This is a genomic window from Microbacterium sp. NPDC060117 (assembly GCF_042729315.1).
Lineage (GTDB): Bacteria > Actinomycetota > Actinomycetes > Actinomycetales > Microbacteriaceae > Microbacterium.
Genome location: NZ_JBHWXR010000002.1, coordinates 789,864 through 807,648 on the forward strand (window position 1 = coordinate 789,864; position 17,785 = coordinate 807,648).

The window sequence follows — 17,785 nt, forward strand, 5'->3', positions numbered from 1 at the left end:
ACGTGCGTCGTACGGCGGGTCAGCCGTCCAGGCGGACGAGCCAGCCGCGCGTGTCCTCACGACGGCCGTACTGGATGTCGGTGAGCTCCTCGCGCAGCGACATCGCCAGCTCGGTCGAGGCGGGACCTGTGTGCACGATCTCGAAGTCGTCGGCCATGAGGGATCCGATCGGCACCACGACCGCGGCGGTGCCGCACGCGAACGCGCCCACGATCTCGCCCGAGGCGGCGCCGTCGCGCCACTCCTGGATGGACAGCTTGCGCTGCTCGACCTCGAGCCCGCGGTCCTTCGCGAGCTGCAGGATCGAGGCGAGCGTGATGCCCTCGAGGATGGAGTCGCTGGCCGGGGTGATCAGCTTGTTGTCGCGGGTGACGAGCACGAGGTTCATGCCGCCGAGCTCCTCGATGTACTCGCCGTCGAGGAACAGGACCTGCTGGCAGCCCTTCTTGTACGCCTCCTCCTGCGGGAGCAGGCTCGAGGCGTAGTTGCCGCCGGTCTTCGCCGCGCCCGTCCCGCCGTGACCGGCACGCGCGTAGTCGCGGGACAGCCAGATGTTCACCGGCTGCACGCCGCCGGGGAAGTACGCCCCGGCCGGGCTCGCGATGAGATAGTACGCGACCTTCTTCGCCGCGCGCACACCGAGGAACGCCTCCTTGGCGAACATGAACGGCCGGAAGTAGAGGCTCTCCTCGGGGTTGCTGGGCACCCAGGAGGAGTCGACCGCCACGAGCTGCTTGAGCGACTCGATGAAAAGCTCGGTCGGCAGCTCGGGAAGGGCAAGGCGCCGCGCAGAACGCTGCAGGCGGGCCGCGTTGCGGTCGGGGCGGAACGTCCAGACGGATCCGTCCGCGTGCCTGTAGGCCTTGAGCCCCTCGAAGATCTCCTGCGAATAGTGCAGCACGGAGGCCGCCGGGTCGAGCTCGATGGGCCCATAAGGCGAGACGCGCGGACGGTGCCAGCCGCCCTTGTCCGACCAGCACAGATCGACCATGTGGTCGGTGAAGTACTGCCCGAAGCCGGGGGCGGCGAGGATCGCCTCACGCTCGGTGTCCGAGCGCGGCTCCTCGTTGCGGGTGACGCGCCAGATGAGTCCGGCGGGAGACGGGGCCTGAAGCGGGAGTTCGATGGTCATGAGTGCGTCCTGACAGGTCGAAGGGTGCGGCGTCGTGCGCTGACTTCAGGTTACGCCTGGAGCCGGGCGATGATCGCCGCGCCGGTCTGTTCGGTGGTGCGGGCGCCGTCCCGCGCAGCGATGTCCTCCTCGACCGCACGCTGCACGCGTGCGGCCTCCTCGCTCAGCCCCAGATGGTCCAGGAGCAGGGCGACCGAGAGGATCGCGGCGGTGGGGTCGGCCTTCTGCTGACCCGCGATGTCGGGTGCCGAGCCGTGCACCGGCTCGAACATCGACGGGAACGCGCCGTCGGGGTTGATGTTGCCCGAAGCGGCGAGGCCGATGCCACCGGTGACGGCGCCGGCCAGATCCGTGAGGATGTCCCCGAAGAGGTTGTCGGTGACGATCACGTCGAAGCGCGAAGGGTGGGTGACCAGGAAGATCGTGGCCGCGTCGACGTGCAGGTAGTCTACGGCCACGTCCGGGTGCTCCTGCGCCACCTCGTCGACGACGCGCTTCCAGATCGCCCCGGCATGCACGAGCACGTTGGTCTTGTGCACGAGCGTGAGCTTCTTGCGGCGCCTCTCCGCGAGCGCGAACGCGTAGCGCACCACGCGCTCCACGCCGAACGCCGTGTTGACGCTGGTCTCGTTCGCGACCTCGTGCGGAGTGCCCTTGCGGATCGCGCCGCCGTTTCCGACGTACGGGCCCTCGGTGCCCTCTCGGACCACGACGAAGTCGATCTCACCCGGGTCTGCCAGCGGACCGGGTGCCCCCGGGTAGAGCCGCGAGGGGCGCAGGTTCACGTAGTGATCGAGCTCGAAGCGGAGCTTCAGCAGCAGGCCGCGCTCGATGTTGGCGTCCTTCAGGCGAGGATCCCCCGGCTGCCCGCCGACCGCGCCGAGCAGGATCGCATCGTGCGCGCGGATCGCGTCCAGATCCTCGTCGGTCAGCGTGTCGCCCGTCTCGAGGAATCGTGCGGCACCGAGCGAGAACCGGGTCTTCTCGAAAGTCACGGGGCTTTCGGCGGTGACGGCGTCGAGCACCTTCTCCGCCTCTGCGACGACCTCGGGACCGATGCCGTCACCCGGGATGACAGCCAGCTTCACGACACGGGACGACGATTCCGACACGGGCGCTCCTTGCGATTCGTTACGGGTGGAGGATCCCAGGCTATCGGGCGCCGGCACCCCTCTCCGCGCGCATGTCACGACAGAGTCGTCCCCCTGAGCGGCACCCAGAGGGTGCGACTGAGGGGGACGACTCGGATCCCGGTCAGCGGCCGAGACGGCGGCCCAGGGTGAGCGCGGCGATCGTGGCTGCGCAGACCACCAGGAAGCCTCCGATGAGCGAGGTCACCATGACACCGGTGCCGAACGCGTCGGCCGCAGCCTGCTGCAGCGCGGTGCCGAGAGCCTCCGGCAGCTTCTCGGCCGCCGAGAACGCTCCGGCGAGGGTCTCCCTCGCTCGATCGGCCAGCGCCTCCGGCACGCCCGCCGGCACGACCAGCGAGGTGCGGTAGAACGCCGTGATGATGCCGCCGAGGATGGTGGTACCGAGCACCGCGCCCAGCTCGTACGCGGTCTCGGACACGGCGCTGGCCGCGCCGGCCTTCTCCGGCGGAGCCGCAGCGAGGATGAGCTCGTTCGAGACCGTCTCCGCGGCGCCGATGCCGATGCCGAGCAGCACGAACGCGACGATCAGCGGGGCCACTCCGTGCGCGTGCGTGGTGAACGCCACGACGAGGTAGCCGGCGAGCGAGAACACCAGAGCGGCGGGCACGAGGATCTCAGGACGCACCCGACGAGCGATCGGCACGACGACGAGACCGGAGACGATCATCATGGCCATACCCGGGATGAGCGCCAGACCGGCGTCGACCGGCTTCAGCCCGAGCACGAGCTGAAGGTGCTGCGACACGTAGTAGAGGAACCCGACGAGCGCCACGACACTGAGCAGGTTCACCAAGATCGCGCCGCTGAACATCCCGCGGCGGAAGAGGGCCATGTCGAGCATCGGGATCTCGGCGCGCAGCTGACGGCGCACGAACAGCACGCCCATGCCCACGCCGAGGACGATCAGGATCACGACGAGGGGCGTGACGCCGTCGACCGCGAACTCCTTGATCGCGTAGACGACGGGCACCATCGTGGCCATCGACATCAGGATGCTGAGCGGGTCGATCCGCCCCGGGTTCGGGTCCCGGCTCTCCGGCACCAGGATCGGCGCGAGGATCAGCAGCGGGATGAGCACCGGCACGGCGACGAGGAACACCGATCCCCACGCGAAGTGCTCGAGCAGCACGCCGCCGACGATCGGGCCGAGCGCGGACCCGGCGGAGAACGCGGCGGCCCACACCGCGATCGCGAGGCGCCGCTGCTCGCGGTTCTGGAACACCGAGCGCAGCAGCGAGAGCGTCGACGGCATCAGCATGGCGCCGAAGAACCCGAGCAGAGCGCGGGCCGCGATCAGCAGCCCCGCGGTCGGCGCGAACGCCGCGAGCGCGGAGACGAGCGCGAACCCGGTCGCACCGATGAGCAGCATCTTGCGCCGCCCGAAGCGGTCGCCGAGCGTGCCCATCGTCACCAGCAGGCCGGCGAGGACGAGCGGGTAGACGTCGATGATCCACAGCTGCTCGACACCGCTGGGGCTCAGTGCGGTGGAGATCTCCGGCAGCGCGAAGGACAGCACGGTGTTGTCGACGGAGACCAGCAGCACCGGCAGCATGAGCACGACCAGCGCCGCCCAGCCGCGCGCACCGACGCGGGGGCCGTCTTCGGTCCCCGGCAGGGAGATCGACGCTGTTGCGGACATGTTGCACCTCTCGGATCCATCGTGGGCGGACGAATTACTAAACCGTCCGGATGGTATAGTAACAGACATGGCCAGACCTCCGCACGCCCGTGAGCGCGTTCTCGATGCCTACGAGGCGCTGCTCATCTCCGACGGCGAGCGCGCCGCGACCCTCGACGCGGTCGCGCGGGCAGCCGGCGTCTCCAAGGGCGGCCTGCTCTATCACTTCGCCTCGAAGGACGAGCTCGCGGCGGCGATGATCGCGCGGCTCGATGTTCTCGCGACCGAGGACATCGATCGGATCCGCTCCGCGCCCGAAGGGCCCGTCGAGTACTACCTGCGCACCTCGGTCATGATGGACGACGCCCTCGACCGGGCGATCGTCGCCGCATCATGCCTGGCCCAGAGCGGCAGCACCGCGGCCACGGAGGCTCTGCACCGCATGCGCGAGGAGTCGGCCGACGCGATCCGCCCGCACGTGCGGGACCAGGCGGCGCTCGACCTCGTGATGCTGCTGAGCGACGGGCTGTTCTTCAACAACGCGCTGGACTCGCACGGTCCCGCGGAGGATGCGGACGGCGTCGTCCCGGCCGGCGCCGACTTCGACGCACTGGTCGCCCTGGTGCTCCGCTCCGTCACGAGCTGACCCGTCTCCCCCAGGGGTCGTCGAAAGAGGACGCCGCAGGCGACCTCGCCCAGGGGTCGTTGAGCGAGGACGCCGCTGGCGACCGAGACGAAACGCGGCACCCTCGCAAGGGCACCGCGTTTCGTCTCGCTTGGCTCGCTCAACGACCCCGAGGGGTCTCGAGCCGGCCTATCAGGCCTCGACGAGCTCGATCTGACGGAACAGGTCGGCGTCGATCGCCTCTCGCACCTCGTCGAGGAGCGTCTCCGGGATCGGCGAGTCGAGCGTGAGCACCGACAGGGCCTGGCCGCCGGCCGTCTCGCGCGCGATCTGCATGCCGGCGATGTTGATGCCCGCGTCGCCGAAGCGCTGGCCGTAGACCGCGACGATACCGGGGCGGTCGGTGTAGAGCATCACGACGTGGTGCTTCTCGATCGGCAGCTCGACCGCGTGGCCGTTGATCGCGACGAGCTTCTCGATCTGCTTCGGGCCGGTCAGGGTGCCGGACACGGAGACCTGGCTGCCGTCGGCGAGCGCACCGCGCAGCGTGATGACGTTGCGGTACTCCTCGCTGACGTCGTCCTGCACGAGGCGCACGGCGACGCCGCGCTGCTCGGCGAGCAGCGGCGCGTTCACGTACGACACCGTCTCGCTCACGATCGGCGTGAACACGCCCTTGAGCGCGGCGAGCCGCAGCACGCTGACCTCGTAGCCGTTGAGCTCGCCGTGCACCTCGACGTCGAGGCTCGTGAGCGGCGACTGCGCGAGACCGGAGAGGATCTGGCCGAGCTTCTCGGTGAGCGGGATGCCGGGGCGCACGTACGGGTCGATGACGCCGCCGGCGACGTTGACGGCGTCGGGCACCAGGTCGCCGCCGAGCGCGAGGCGCACCGAGCGCGCGACCGAGACGCCGGCCTTCTCCTGCGCCTCGTCGGTCGAGGCGCCCAGGTGCGGGGTGACCACGACGTTCGGCTGCGCGGTGAGCGCGCGCGCCGCGCTGCCCTCGACCGGCGGCTCGGACGTGAAGACGTCGAGTCCCGCGCCGGCGATCTCGCCGTTCTGCAGGGCGACCAGCAGAGCCTCCTCGTCGATGAGGCCGCCGCGGGCGACGTTGACGACGTACGCGGTCTTCTTCATCGCGCGGAACTGCTCGGCGCCGATCATGCCCGTGGTCTCCGGCGTCTTCGGCATGTGGATCGTGAGGAAGTCGCTCTCGGCGACGAGGTCCTCGAGACTCAGCAGCTGCACGCCGAGCTGCTGCGCGCGGGCGCTGGTGACGTAGGGGTCGTATGCGACGACGCGCATGTCGAACGCCGCCAGGCGCGCGGCGACGAGCGCGCCGATCCGGCCGAGGCCGACGATGCCGACGGTCTTCTCGAAGAGCTCGGCGCCGGTGTAGGAGCTGCGCTTCCACTCCCCCGCCGAGAGTGAGGCGTGGGCGGCCGGGATGCGGCGGGCGAGGCTGAGGATGTGACCGACCGTCAGCTCGGCGGCCGACACGATGTTCGACGTGGGCGCGTTCACGACCATGACACCGGCGGCGGTCGCCGCCTTGATGTCGACGTTGTCGAGGCCCACGCCGGCACGGGCGACGACCTTCAGCACGGGAGCGTGCGAGAGCGCCTCCGCGTCGATCCTCGTGGCCGAACGGATGAGCACGGCGTCGGCGTCGGCAAGGGCGGCGAACAGCGCCTCGCGGTCGGTGCCATCCACCGACCGGATGTCGAAGTCGGGGCCGAGCGCATCCACCGTGGCGGGAGACAGCGTCTCCGCGAGCAGGACGATGGGCTTGCGGGCGGACGTGTTCACGGCATTCTCGGGCACAGAGAGATCCTTCGGGGCTGGGAAGGGGGATCCGGATGCGCCGCACCGTCGGGGCGCGATAGTGCGAACACTCTACCGGAGCGCGCCCCGCGCTCCGGACCGTGTGACGGCGCGAGACGACGCGAGACCGCGCGGCCCGATCGGGCGGCGCGGCGCGGGCGTGCGACGGCTCAGTGCGTGCCGGAGAGCGTGTAGCCGACCACGTCGAGCCAGAACACGGCGACCAGGCCCAGCCCCGCGAGGAGCGCGAGTGCCACCGTGCCGAGCCGGCGCCGCCGGGTCAGTGCGATCGACACGACGTAGATGACGGCCGGCAGGATGATCGCCAGGATCAGCGCCACCCAGGTCGTCGCCCCGACGGCGAGCCCCACGAGCGGGATCATGTACGCGATCGCGTTCCAGATCGCGTACGCGTAGAGCAGGCCGAACACGCCCAGCAGCGTGTAGAAGATCCACCGGGGACGATGCGGATCCGCCGGCGGTGCGGTGGTCATCGACTCGGCGCTCATGCTCCCACCGTCCCGAACATCACGAAGGGCCAGGGCACCAGCAGCGCGGCGCCGGCGATCAGCGCGACGACCCTGATCCAGGTCGCACGACCGCGAGTCAGCACCCAGGCCGTGGCGAACCACAGCACCGGGGCGAGGGCCGCGAGCCACATCCACGGGAAGTACATCCAGTCGACGAGAAGCAGGGACGCGCGCGGGCGCAGGCGGAAGCCGCCCACGATCCAGCCGACGGCGAACAGCAGGTACACGCCGCCGATGATCCCGTAGAAGACCAGGGCGACGTTGCCGATCGCCGCCGGCTCGTCGTCGGCGTCGTCGGCGGATGTCGTCTCGGCTCGTGCGACCGGCGCTCCTGCCGTGTTCGCCACGGCGTGCGCCGGCTCGGGAGCGGCGCCCGCGGAGGTCTGCACCTGCGGCGCGGCGGGGGGCGCGTTCTTCGCGGCAGCGTCCGGCGCATCGGGCTCGTCGCCCTCCCAGCGCAGCGCGTCGTCCGGATCGGTGGTCATGCGTCCAGCGTAGCGACCGATATCCCCGGATCCGCGGGCCCCCGCCGCTAGGCTCAGGTCCAGCACCAGGGGAAGGGAAAGGACCACCGTGCCTGAGAACAGCAGCAAGAAGCCCGCCCGCACCGCGGCGAGCAGGCCCGCACCCGCCGCGGCGACCGCCGCGGCCTCCACCGACGCGCCGGCGGATCCTCCCGCCGGCTGGACGCCCACGCCCGAGGCCAAAGCCAAGGCCACCCGCTTCCGCTGGATCGCGGTCGTGCTCTGGGCGGTCGCGATCGCCGCAGAGGCCGTCGGCATCTTCTGGCTGCTGCGGCAGCGCCAGGTCACCGGCGGCGACGGCCAACTCGTCCGCAACCCCGACACGGGGCTCCTCGAGCAACAGGGCGCGACGGCGACGTTCCCGCAGTGGGCGTTCATCACGCTCATCGCGCTGTTCGTCGTGATCGCCGCGCTGTCGATCACCGGATCCTTCCTCTGGAAGAAGGCGAACCACCTGGATCCGGCCCGCCGCTCCGACACCGTGCGGTTCTTCGTGCAGAACCAGCTCGGCGCGATCATCGCGATCATCGCGTTCGTGCCGCTCATCATCATGGTGTTCCTGAACAAGGACATGGACAAGGGCCAGAAGACGATCGCGGGCATCGTCGGCATCGCCCTGGCCGCGCTCGCGGTGGTGCTGGGCATCGACTTCAAGCCGGCCTCCGTCGAGCAGTACACCGCTGATCAGTCCACCGTGATCCAGCTGCTCGGCAAGGACCAGGTGACCTGGGTCTCCGGTGGTGCCGTGTACCACGTCTGCGACAAGGTCTCGGACATCCAGACCGGCAGCGCGATCCAGACCGGGACCACCGCCGAGGCCGTGGCGGCGGGCAAGGAGCGCCTGACGCTGAAGTTCGCCTCGGAGCTGGAGAAGTGCGGCCTGCCGGTGCCGGAGAACGCCACCGCGATCGCCGACGCGCTGCGCCAGATCCAGGGCGGTCAGACGGTCAGCCTCCCCAAGCCGGTGTGGGGTGCGGGCGTCGAGGCGCCCCTGTCGGTGCCGGACGCGACGTCGTCGGGCTCCGAGCCCGCTCCGACCAGCACGCCCTGATCCGCCGGTCCCGACGCCATCACCGCGAAGAGCGCGACGCCCCGAGAGGGCGTCGCGCTCTTCCGCGTCAGGGGCGCGGCAGGGTCAGGCTCAGGTCAGAGACGCACGGGCAGCGCGGAGGCCGCCCGACGCACGATGGCGCCGTCGGTCACGTCGAAGCCGGGATCGCCGCCGCCGGGGCCGCTCGGTGCGGTGTCGCCGGAGGGCGTACGCGCCGAGAGGTGGATCGCGTCGACTCCGCAGGCCACGAGCGCGGGGATGTCCTCGACGCGGACGCCGCCGCCCGCCATGATCTGCAGGCGTCCCGCCGCGGTCTCGGTGAGGGCACGCAGCGTCTCCACGCCGTCGATGCTGCGCGCGGCGCCGCCGCTCGTCAGCACGCGGCTCACCCCGCTGCCCACGAGATCGTCGACGAGGGCCGCGGGCTCGGGAACGGTGTCGATCGCCCGGTGGAACACGAGTTCTGCGCCGCGTGCGGCGTTCCGCCAGCGTTCGAGAGCCCGGCGATCCACGGCGCCGTCCCTGGTCAGCGCGCCGACCACCACCGCCCCGGCGCCGCGTTGCACGACATCGGCGACATCGGCCGCCACGAGCTCGACCTCTTCCGCGGTGTAGACGAACCCGCCGACGCGCGGCCGCACGAGCACCGCGACGCGCTCCGGGGCGCCGGCCACGGCGCGGACGGCGTCGACCGTCGCGCCGGAGGGCGTGAGGCCCCCGGTCGCCGCCAGCGCCTGGCACAGCTCGACGCGATCGGCGCCTCCCTCGAACGCGCTCCGCGCGCCGGCCGGGCCGTCGACGGCGATCTCGAGCACGATGCGCGTCACGGCGCCACCGTGAGGGTGGCGACCGGCTCGCTGCGCAGCCCCGCAGGGATGTGCGCAGTCCGTGTGCCGTCGGGCGCGGTCTCCGATTCCACGGCGGAGCCGTCCGTCCAGCGTGCGGCACCGTCGGCGAGCTCCGCCGGAAGGCGGACCTCCCCGGTGCTCGGGTCGAGTGCGTGCACGTGCACGCCGGCGGCCGACCGCGTGTAGCGGCGCGGCTCGCCGATCTCCTCGCCGAAACGCACCCAGGGCCGCGTTCCGTGGATCGCGTCGCCGTTCAGCCGCATCCAGGCGCCGAGATCGCGCATCGTCCGGCGCTGCAGCTCCGGGATCCGCCCGGCGGCATCGGGACCGACGTTGATGAGCAGGTTCCCGTTCTTGGAGACCACGTCCACCAGCATCCGGATCAGATCCGGCCCGGACAGCGTCTGGCGCTCGTCCTCCGCCTGGTTGTAGCCGAACGAGTAGCCGAGGCCGCGCGTGGACTCCCACGGAGCGTCGAGGATCCCCGGGATGTGCGTGTACTCGCGCGTCAGGAAGCCGTGGTACGGCACTCCCCAGCGGTCGTTCACGACGCCGTTCGGCACCCGCTCGAAGTAGCGGCGCAGGAGCGCGGCGACCGCGAACTCCTCGCCGCCCTTGCCGCCGTCGGGCCACTCGATGTCGTTCCAGAGCACGTCGGGCGAGAAGCGCTCGACGAGCTCGTCGAGCTGCGCAGCGGCGTAGCGTGAGAAGGGCTCGTCGTTGCGGCGGTAGCGGAACAGGTCGGTGTCCGACTCGATCGCCGGGAAGTCGCTCGCGTGCCAGTCCAGCGCTCCGGAGAAGTACACGCCGAAGCGCGCGCCGGCACGCCGGGTCGCGTCGTGGAGCTCGGCCACGAGGTCCCGCCGCGGTCCGCGCGCCACCGCGTTGAAGCCGGTCGTGTCGGTGCCCCACAGGCAGAAGCCCTCGTGGTGCTTGGTCGTCGGGATGACGTAGCGGGCTCCGGCGTCCACGAGCTCGCCCACGAAGGCGTCGGCGTCGAAGGACGACGCGTCCCAGAGGTCGGCGAGGTCCTCGTAGGAGGTGCCGGGTCCGTAGAGCTCCTGGTGCCGCTGCCAGGTCGGGCTGCCCGCGATCCGCACGGTGTTGCCGTACCACTCGGCGTACTGGTGCCAGGCGTAGGCGTCCTCGGTGGGGATGTTCACGCCCTCGCCGTGCTGCACGGCCCAGGCGGGCACCGAGTACAGGCCCCAGTGCACGAAGAAGCCGAGCTTGGCGTCGCGGTACCAGTCCGGCACGCCGGCGGCGGGGTACGCGGGGGCGGCGGATCCGAAATGGGGTCCGGTGCGCTTCTCGAAGTTCATCATGCGGGCAGCTCCTCTCCGCGGCGGCTCACGTGCGCGGTGAGCGCGGGGACGCCGGCGGTGTCGAACGGGAAGACGCCGGGCGCGAGCCGGTGGTGGCCCAGGCGCAGCAGATCCTGATCCACGCCGCCCGGGGTGAGCGCGAGGGTCCAGTCGGCGGCGAGGTCGTACAGTTCGGGCTCGAGGTAGCCGATCTTGACGATCACGATGTCCGCGCTCTCGGGATCCAGTCCCAGCATGCGGAAGTCGTCGAGGTGGTGGAAGGGCTTGCGGCGCTCGGTGATGATCGCGTGCACGCTGCCGGAGCGGATCACGACCTGCGTGCCCGCCTCGGGGTCGCCCTCGGTGATCGAGAAGACCTCCCCGGTGAGCGGCACCGGCCCGCGCGGGCCGGGATCCACTCGCCCGCCGACCTCGAGGGTGACGGTCGCGCCGACGCCGGCGTCCACGGCCTCGGCCACCGCCGCGGCGTCGAACACGGAGGCGTGCACGACGACGCGTCCGGGCTCGGCCAGCTCGGGACGTGCGAGCAGTTCGCCGAGCGTCCAGGAGACGTCGCCCGCGCCGCCCGCGGTGGGGTTGTCACCGGAGTCGGAGATGACGTACGGGCGCGACGCCTCCGGCGCGAGCGCGAGGTCGAGCGCGTCGCCGAGGGGGGCGGTCGGCCCCACGAACACGAAGTCGGCGCGCGCATCCCAGTACTGCCGGGCGAGGCGCTCGGCCTCCCGCGCGATCACGTCCCGGTCGTCGCCGGTCACCATCACGATCGCCATGTTGCGCGGCTCGTCGGCCCAGGCGTATCCGACCCAGATCGCGGCGTCCACGACACCATCGAGCGCCTCGACGTCCGGCACCTGGGCGTAGATGCCGCGCGCCGGCTCCAGCCGGGTGCTCGTCTTCTCCCCCGGCAGCAGCACGGGCACGGGCACCCACGCCTTGTAGGGGCGGCGGCGCAGCACGTCGGATCCGTGCCGACCGCGCAGGCGCGCGAGCAGGTTCCACGCCGCGCGCTCCTTGGTGTTCATCCAGTCCTCGTGCGGCGCCATCCGGTAGCAGGTGAGCAGATCCAACGCGTCGCGCAGCACCTCCGACACGTTGCCGTGCAGGTCCATCGAGGTCGACACGAGCACGTCGTCACCGAGTTCGGCGCGCACGGCCGCCGCGAGGTCACCCTCCGCATCCTGCATCCCGACGACGCTCATGGCGCCGTGGATGTCGAAGAAGAATCCGTCGAACGGGCCGCCGGCGGCGATCTCGGCGCGGATGCCGTGCACGATCGCCTCCTTCATCCGCAGATAGGTCGCCGGCGCGACAGCTCCGCCCGGCAGCGAGCGGCCGTGGTGGATCGGGATCCACTCCGCCGCCTCGCGCAGCTCACGGCCCTCGTCGAGGAACGGGTAGTAGCCGACGAGGTCGACGCCCTCGCGGATCGTGAAGGCCTCGTCGCCGGAGATGTGCGGCGAGAAGGTGCTGGACTCGATCGAGATCCCGGCGATGCCGATGCGGGGACGGACGAGCCCGCCGTCCTCGACGGCCGGGAGCGGCCCCATCCAGACCGTGTCGGCCTCGGGGCGGATGTGCGGGGTGGTCGCGGTCATGACGACGTTCGTTCCTTCTCAGGCGATGCGGGTGGTTCAGACAGGGGTGGGGACGGAATCGGCGAGTCGCGCGGAGGCGAGCGCCGCGGCTCCTCGAGCGACGGCGTCGGCCGAGATCTCCGCGGGCACGATGCGCAGCGGGAACCCGGAGACCGGGGCGTCGGTGCGCAGCGTCTCCAGGATGCCCGGTTCGAGCAGATCCCAGGCCTCGCGCACACCTCCGCCGATCACGACCATGCCGAGATCGAGCAGCGAGGACGCGACGGAGGCGGCGAGAGCCGTCGCACGGGCCGCGTCCGTGAAGACGTCGAGCGCCGCGGTCTCCCCGGCCCTCGCCCGATCCGCGATCTCGGGGGCGGCGGCATCGGATCCGGTCGCCGCGCGGTAGCGGCGGGCGATCGAGGTGCCGGAGGCGAGCGTCTCCAGATGCCCGATCTGCCCGCAGGTGCACACCAGGTCGCTGAAGCCCGGGGTGTGCCCGATCTCCCCCGCCGCGCCGTGCGCGCCGTGGTGCACCGCGCCGTCGAGGGCGATCGCGCCGCCGACGCCCGTGCCGAGCATGATGCCGAGCACGTCGCTCTCCCCGCGGGCGGCGCCCCAGCGCAGCTCGCCGATCAGGAAGGCGTTCACGTCGTTCTCGACCCACACGGGTGCGCCGAGGCGGCCCTCGAGCTCGTCCGCGAGCGGGAACCCGCTCCAGTCCGTGAACGTGGCGGAGGCGGCGACGACGACGCCGCGCTCCTGGTCGATCACCCCGGCGGCGCCGACGCCCGCACCGGCGAGCGACGCGTCGAGCGCGCCGCAGAGCCGGAGGACGAGATCCGCGGCGGCGTCCGCCATCGCGGAGCCGCCCTCCGCGGCCGGGGCGGGGACGACGCCCTTCGCCAGGACGGTGCCGGTCGCATCGGTCAGCACGGCGGAGATCTTCGTCCCGCCGATGTCGATGCCCGCGATCACGGGCGCGTTCGTCTCCCGGTGCGGCGCGGCACCGGATCCTTCGTCCTGCGTCATCGTCCGCCGAGCCCCGCCATCGCGATGCCCTTGACCAGGTGCTTCTGCAGCACGATCACGAGGACCGTGGTCGGCACCATCGAGATGATCGCCGCCGCCATCTGCAGATCCCAGCGCGTGCCGGTGAGACCGGAGAAGGTCGCGAGACCCACCGGGAGCGTTCCGTGCGCGTTGTAGTCGACGGTCACGATCAGCGGCCACAGGTAGCTGTTCCAGAAGGAGAGGAAGGTGAAGACGGAGAGCACCGCCACCGCGGACTTCGCGAGCGGCAGGATGATCTGCAGGAACGAGCGCAGCGGGCCTGCGCCGTCGACGCGCGCGGCCTCTTCGAGCTCGTAGGGGATCCCACGAAAGAACTGGCGCATGAGGAAGGTGCCGAACGCGGTGAAGGCGAACGGGAAGATCAGCGCCTGGTAGGTGTCCACCCAGTTCAGCCACTGCATGACCTGGAACATCGGGATGACCAGCACCTCGGCGGGCACCATCAGGGTCGCGAGGAACAGCACGAACACGGCGTCCCTGCCACGCCAGCGCAGACGGCCGAAGGCGTACCCCGCGGTCGTCGACACGATCAGCACGACGAGGGTTCCGGCGATCGCCACGAAGAACGAGTTGCCGATGTAGGTGAGGAACGGGCCGTACGCGAACACGTCGGCGAAGTTCGACCAGCGCACCTCGGAGCCGACGAGCTTCGGCGGCATGGAGAACATCTCGTTGTTCGGCTTGAGAGCCGAGAAGAACGAGTAGACCAGCGGCGAGACGAACACGAGCGCCGCGAGGTAGACGAAGACGTGCGCGATGATGAGGCGTGTCCGCTCTGCACCGGACAGCGGCGCCTTCGGGCGCGTGGTGCGGTCCTCGGCGGCGACCTCGGCCGACTCGGCGATAGCGGCCTCCTGCAGATCAGTGCTCATAGTGCACCCACTTCTTCTGCGCCCCGAACTGCAGCGCGGTGATGATGATGATGAGCGCGAACAGGATCCACGCGCCGGCGGCGGCGATGCCGAGGTCCTGGAACTTGAAGCCCTGGTTGTAGATGAACTGCACCAGGGGCTGCGTCGCATTGCCAGGGCCGCCTCCGGTGAGCAGCTGCGGCTGCGCGAACACCTGCAACGACGTGATCATGGTCATGATCGTCGCGAAGAAGATCGACGGCGAGATCATCGGGACGACGACGCTCCACTGCATGCGGAAGCCGGAGGCTCCATCGATGCGCGCGGCCTCGATGACCGATTCCGGCAACTGCTCGAGGGCGGCGGAGAAGATGAGCATGTTGTAGCCGAGGCCCTGCCAGACGCTCATGATGATGACCATGGCCATGGCCCAGAACGGGTCGGCGAGGAAGTTGGGCAGCTTGATGCCGAACCAGCCCTGAGCGATCCCGTTGAAGAGGCCCTGGGGCTGCAGCATCATCTTCCACACCAGGACGCTCGCGACCATGGGGGTCACGACCGGGATGAAGAACAGCACGCGCAGTGCGCCGCGACCGCGGATCCGCGGCCCGAGCGACATGGCCAGGATCAGCGAGCACACGATGCTGAGCGGCACGTAGACGATCGTGAAGACGGCGGTGTTGCGCATCGCGGGCCAGAAGTCCGGGCTCGACGTGAAGAGCTTGATGTAGTTGTCGACGCCGTTGAAGGTCTTGTCGCCGAACGTGGGCCAGTTGTAGAAGCTCATCACGATGGAGAGCACGACCGGCACGACGGTGAACACGGCGAGGCCGATCAGGGCGGGGCTCGCGAAGCCGAGCGCCTGACGGCCTTCCGCGCGCATGAGGGATCCGCGACGGGGCGGAGCACCGCGTCGGCTCTGCGACGCACGGCGGCGGGATGCGGCGATGGTCACCGTTCCTCCTTCTTCCAGGATGGTGTCCCGGTCCGGCGGACGGATCCGCCGGACCGGGAGAGGATCACTTGCCGAACTGCTGCTGGGCGCTCTTGAGCACGTCGGCCATGGGGGTCTGGCCGTTGTAGACGCTCACCAGCTGCGGCTGGATGAAGGTGCCGACCTTCGACCAGTTGTCGGTGACGTACTGACCCTGCACGTTCGCGAAGGCGGCCTTGAAGACCTCCTCGACCTGGGCGCGGTACTTGGCGTCGATCGAGTCGAAGTACAGCGGCTGGCTCTCCGTGCGTGCCGGGTAGCTGCGGCCGGAGGAGGCGATGTAGTCCTGCGAGTCCTTGCTGAGCAGGGATCCGAGCACCTTCAGCGCGGCGTCCTTGTTCTTGCAGGTCTTGGAGATGCCGTAGCCGGAGCCGAGGATGAGGCTCAGCGAGTCCTTGCCCTCACCCGGCAGCGGTGCCATGCCGGCCGTGAAGCCGGCCTCGTTCTTCAGGTAGCTGACGGCGTTCCAGGTTCCGTCGACGGCCATCGCGGCGTTGCCGTTCGAGTACTGGTCCTCGCCCCAGCCGCCGTCGGATGCGCTGGCGACGGGCAGAGCGACCTTCTGGTCGGTGACGAGACCGGCGTACCAGGTCGCGGCGTCCGAGAACTTCTTGTCCGTGAGCTGCAGCTTGCCGTCCTGCGAGGCCGGCTGCACGCCCGCCTTCGCGATGGGCAGCGCCTGCCACTGGAAGTCGCCCATGCCGACGGCGAAGCCCTGCTTGCCGTCCCGGGTCGCCGCCTTGGCGGTCTTCTCGAAGTCGTCGAAGGTCCAGCCCGGCTTCGGGTCTGCGGCGCCGGCGGCCTTGAGCTGGTCGGCGTTGTAGTAGACGAGCATCGTGGCGGTGTCGAACGGCAGGCCGTACAGGTCGCCCTTGTTCTTCAGGATCTCAGTGGTACCCGAGGCGAAGTCACCCTCCCTGAGGCCCGCGGTCTTCAGATCGTCCGCGGTGAGCTTCTGGAAGCCGGAGGTGTATCCGGACAGCATGCCGCTGTTCATGCCGGTGACGCACGCCATGTTGCCCGAGGCCATGTTCGTGGTCAGCTTGGTGAAGAAGTCGTTCCACGGCGCGGTGCGCAGCTCGATCTTCAGGTCGGGGTTCTGCTTCTTGGCGACGTCGATCTGGGCCTGGAGGGCCTTGGTGTCGTCGGCGGATCCCGCCCACATGTCCACCACGACGGTCTTGTCGTCGGCGCCGGCGCTGCTGCTCGAGCCGCCGCAGCCGGTCAGCACGAGCGCGGCGCCCACCGTGAACGCCGCCACGGGGACGAGGTGAGTCTTCTTCATTGAAATGCCTCCTCAGGCACGAACAGATCCATGCTTCGTTTGAGATCGAACGAAGTAATTCGGGGTTATGCCCTCATCTTGTCAGAGGCCCGCACGAATTGCCAGCCGAACATCGGATGTCTGGTGGGGATCGTGAGAATTCCGTGATGAATCCGGATCCACGGCGACATCGCCACTAGAGTGATCTTCATTCGACCTCGAAGGAAGTGTCATGGCACGTTCGGCAGACCGGTCCCCCGACCGCCGCGAACCCCCGGCATCCGGCGACCACGCCCGGCAGATCGTCGAGCTGGTGACGCGCGGAGAGGCACTGTCCCGCTCGGATCTCGCCCGCCTGCTGGGCATTGCGCCCTCCACCGTGTCCCTGCGGGTGCAGGAGCTCGTCGACGCCGGAATCCTGCGGGAGAACGGCCAGGCGCAGTCCTCCGGCGGGAGGCGCGCTCGGAGGCTGTCCCTCGGCGGCACGCCGCACCGCGTGCTGGCTGCGGAACTCGGTGGCGAGCATGCCCGACTCGGGCTGCTCGATCTCGGCGGTCACCTCGAGCGGACGGCGACGATCCCGATCACGATCGCGGACGGCCCCGAGGCGACGCTCACGCTCGTCGAGGCCGGCCTGCGCGAGCTCGCCGCGGGCGCAGACATCCGAGCTGTGGGCATCGCACTCCCGGGACCCGTCAACTTCGAGACCGGAAGCGTGGATCAGCCCTCTCGCATGCCCGGCTGGCCCGGATTCCGAGTCGGCGAGGCGCTGACAGAGCGCTTCGGCGTCCCGGCCGTGGTCGACAACGACGCGAACCTCATGGCGCTGGGTGAGCACCACCGCAGTCTCACGCGCGACCAGCACAGCATCACGGTCAAGGCGGGAACGGCGATCGGCAGCGGCATCGTCGTGGCGGGCGCCGTGCATCGCGGAGCCACCGCTGCGGCCGGAGACATCACGCACACGCGGGTCGCGGAAGCCGCGGACATCCCGTGCTCCTGCGGCAACCACGGCTGCCTCGAGACGATCGCGAGCGGCGCGGGACTCGTCCGCCAGATGCGGGAGCGCGGCGTCGCCGTCACCGGCGCCGCGGACGTGCTGGAGCTCGCCCGCAACGGCGATCCGATCGCGACCACGCTGGTGCGCACGGCCGGCACGCACCTCGGTCAGGTGCTGTCCGGCGTCGTCAACTTCTTCAATCCGCACGCCGTGTTCCTCACGGGAAGCATGAGCGCGAGCGAGCCCTTCCTCGCCGCGGTCCGCAGCCGTGTGTACGAGGCCTGCCATCCGCTGGCCACGCAGACGCTGCGGATCGAGTCCGCGCAGACCGGCCCGGATGCGGCGCTGTACGGCGCCGCACGCCTCGCGATGGAGCTGGTCGACCCCGTCGCCTGAG

The 17,785-nt window shown here is 70.3% G+C and carries 16 protein-coding genes; 3 read left to right on the forward strand and 13 right to left on the reverse strand.

Annotated features, from left to right (window positions below; genetic code table 11):
• Positions 1-19 precede the first annotated feature (19 nt).
• From ACFWCK_RS09965 to ACFWCK_RS09975, 3 genes are all read right to left on the reverse strand, one after another.
• On the reverse strand, positions 20-1,132 hold the full coding sequence (locus tag ACFWCK_RS09965; protein WP_378805671.1) for a branched-chain amino acid aminotransferase: 1,113 nt from the start codon (positions 1,130-1,132) through the stop codon (positions 20-22).
• A gap of 50 nt (positions 1,133-1,182) precedes the next feature.
• The gene (locus ACFWCK_RS09970; RefSeq protein ID WP_378805672.1) at positions 1,183-2,244 is read right to left on the reverse strand and encodes a 3-isopropylmalate dehydrogenase; all 1,062 of its coding nucleotides are present in this window, start codon (positions 2,242-2,244) and stop codon (positions 1,183-1,185) included.
• Between the two features lie 142 nt (positions 2,245-2,386).
• On the reverse strand, positions 2,387-3,925 hold the full coding sequence (locus tag ACFWCK_RS09975) for an MFS transporter (RefSeq protein WP_233309808.1): 1,539 nt from the start codon (positions 3,923-3,925) through the stop codon (positions 2,387-2,389).
• A gap of 67 nt (positions 3,926-3,992) precedes the next feature.
• Between ACFWCK_RS09975 and ACFWCK_RS09980 the strand changes: the two genes are divergently transcribed.
• Positions 3,993-4,550 carry a TetR/AcrR family transcriptional regulator gene (locus tag ACFWCK_RS09980; RefSeq protein ID WP_233309806.1) on the forward strand — a complete coding sequence of 186 codons (558 nt, stop codon included), beginning with the start codon at positions 3,993-3,995 and terminating at the stop codon, positions 4,548-4,550.
• 171 nt (positions 4,551-4,721) lie between these two features.
• Here the strand turns inward: ACFWCK_RS09980 and serA are convergent, their stop codons facing one another.
• The 3 genes from serA to ACFWCK_RS09995 form a co-directional block, all read right to left on the reverse strand.
• Positions 4,722-6,353 (reverse strand): phosphoglycerate dehydrogenase, encoded by a 1,632-nt coding sequence (gene serA / locus ACFWCK_RS09985; RefSeq protein WP_233309804.1) that lies wholly within the window; start codon positions 6,351-6,353, stop codon positions 4,722-4,724.
• A 170-nt stretch (positions 6,354-6,523) separates the two neighbouring features.
• On the reverse strand, positions 6,524-6,862 hold the full coding sequence (locus ACFWCK_RS09990) for a hypothetical protein (protein ID WP_378805673.1): 339 nt from the start codon (positions 6,860-6,862) through the stop codon (positions 6,524-6,526).
• Positions 6,859-7,368: a hypothetical protein gene (locus ACFWCK_RS09995; RefSeq protein WP_378805674.1), complete on the reverse strand. Its 510-nt coding sequence runs from the start codon at positions 7,366-7,368 to the stop codon at positions 6,859-6,861. The genes ACFWCK_RS09990 and ACFWCK_RS09995 overlap by 4 nt, the downstream gene beginning before the upstream one ends.
• Before the next feature lie 88 nt (positions 7,369-7,456).
• Between ACFWCK_RS09995 and ACFWCK_RS10000 the strand changes: the two genes are divergently transcribed.
• Entirely contained in the window at positions 7,457-8,458 is a 1,002-nt protein-coding gene (locus ACFWCK_RS10000; RefSeq protein WP_378805675.1) for a hypothetical protein, read from the forward strand.
• A 95-nt stretch (positions 8,459-8,553) separates the two neighbouring features.
• Here the strand turns inward: ACFWCK_RS10000 and ACFWCK_RS10005 are convergent, their stop codons facing one another.
• From ACFWCK_RS10005 to ACFWCK_RS10035, 7 genes are all read right to left on the reverse strand, one after another.
• Positions 8,554-9,285: a copper homeostasis protein CutC gene (locus tag ACFWCK_RS10005; protein ID WP_378805676.1), complete on the reverse strand. Its 732-nt coding sequence runs from the start codon at positions 9,283-9,285 to the stop codon at positions 8,554-8,556.
• Complete coding sequence (locus ACFWCK_RS10010; protein ID WP_378805677.1) at positions 9,282-10,631, reverse strand: alpha-L-fucosidase; 1,350 nt, start codon at positions 10,629-10,631, stop codon at positions 9,282-9,284. Before ACFWCK_RS10010 ends, ACFWCK_RS10005 begins: the two co-directional genes overlap by 4 nt.
• Positions 10,628-12,178, reverse strand: coding sequence for a M81 family metallopeptidase (locus ACFWCK_RS10015; RefSeq protein ID WP_378805974.1), 1,551 nt, complete (start codon positions 12,176-12,178; stop codon positions 10,628-10,630). The genes ACFWCK_RS10010 and ACFWCK_RS10015 overlap by 4 nt, the downstream gene beginning before the upstream one ends.
• 84 nt (positions 12,179-12,262) lie before the next feature.
• Positions 12,263-13,237 (reverse strand): ROK family protein, encoded by a 975-nt coding sequence (locus ACFWCK_RS10020; RefSeq protein WP_378805678.1) that lies wholly within the window; start codon positions 13,235-13,237, stop codon positions 12,263-12,265.
• Positions 13,234-14,151, reverse strand: a complete 918-nt coding sequence (locus ACFWCK_RS10025; RefSeq protein ID WP_233309789.1) for a carbohydrate ABC transporter permease — start codon at positions 14,149-14,151, stop codon at positions 13,234-13,236. Before ACFWCK_RS10025 ends, ACFWCK_RS10020 begins: the two co-directional genes overlap by 4 nt.
• Entirely contained in the window at positions 14,141-15,085 is a 945-nt protein-coding gene (locus ACFWCK_RS10030) for a carbohydrate ABC transporter permease (protein ID WP_233309787.1), read from the reverse strand. The genes ACFWCK_RS10025 and ACFWCK_RS10030 overlap by 11 nt, the downstream gene beginning before the upstream one ends.
• Positions 15,086-15,149: 64 nt before the next feature.
• On the reverse strand, positions 15,150-16,409 hold the full coding sequence (locus ACFWCK_RS10035; protein ID WP_378805680.1) for an ABC transporter substrate-binding protein: 1,260 nt from the start codon (positions 16,407-16,409) through the stop codon (positions 15,150-15,152).
• Positions 16,410-16,620: 211 nt separating this feature from the next.
• Here ACFWCK_RS10035 and ACFWCK_RS10040 point away from each other — a divergent pair, with 211 nt between their 5' ends.
• On the forward strand, positions 16,621-17,784 hold the full coding sequence (locus ACFWCK_RS10040; protein WP_233309784.1) for an ROK family transcriptional regulator: 1,164 nt from the start codon (positions 16,621-16,623) through the stop codon (positions 17,782-17,784).
• Position 17,785 lies beyond the last annotated feature (1 nt).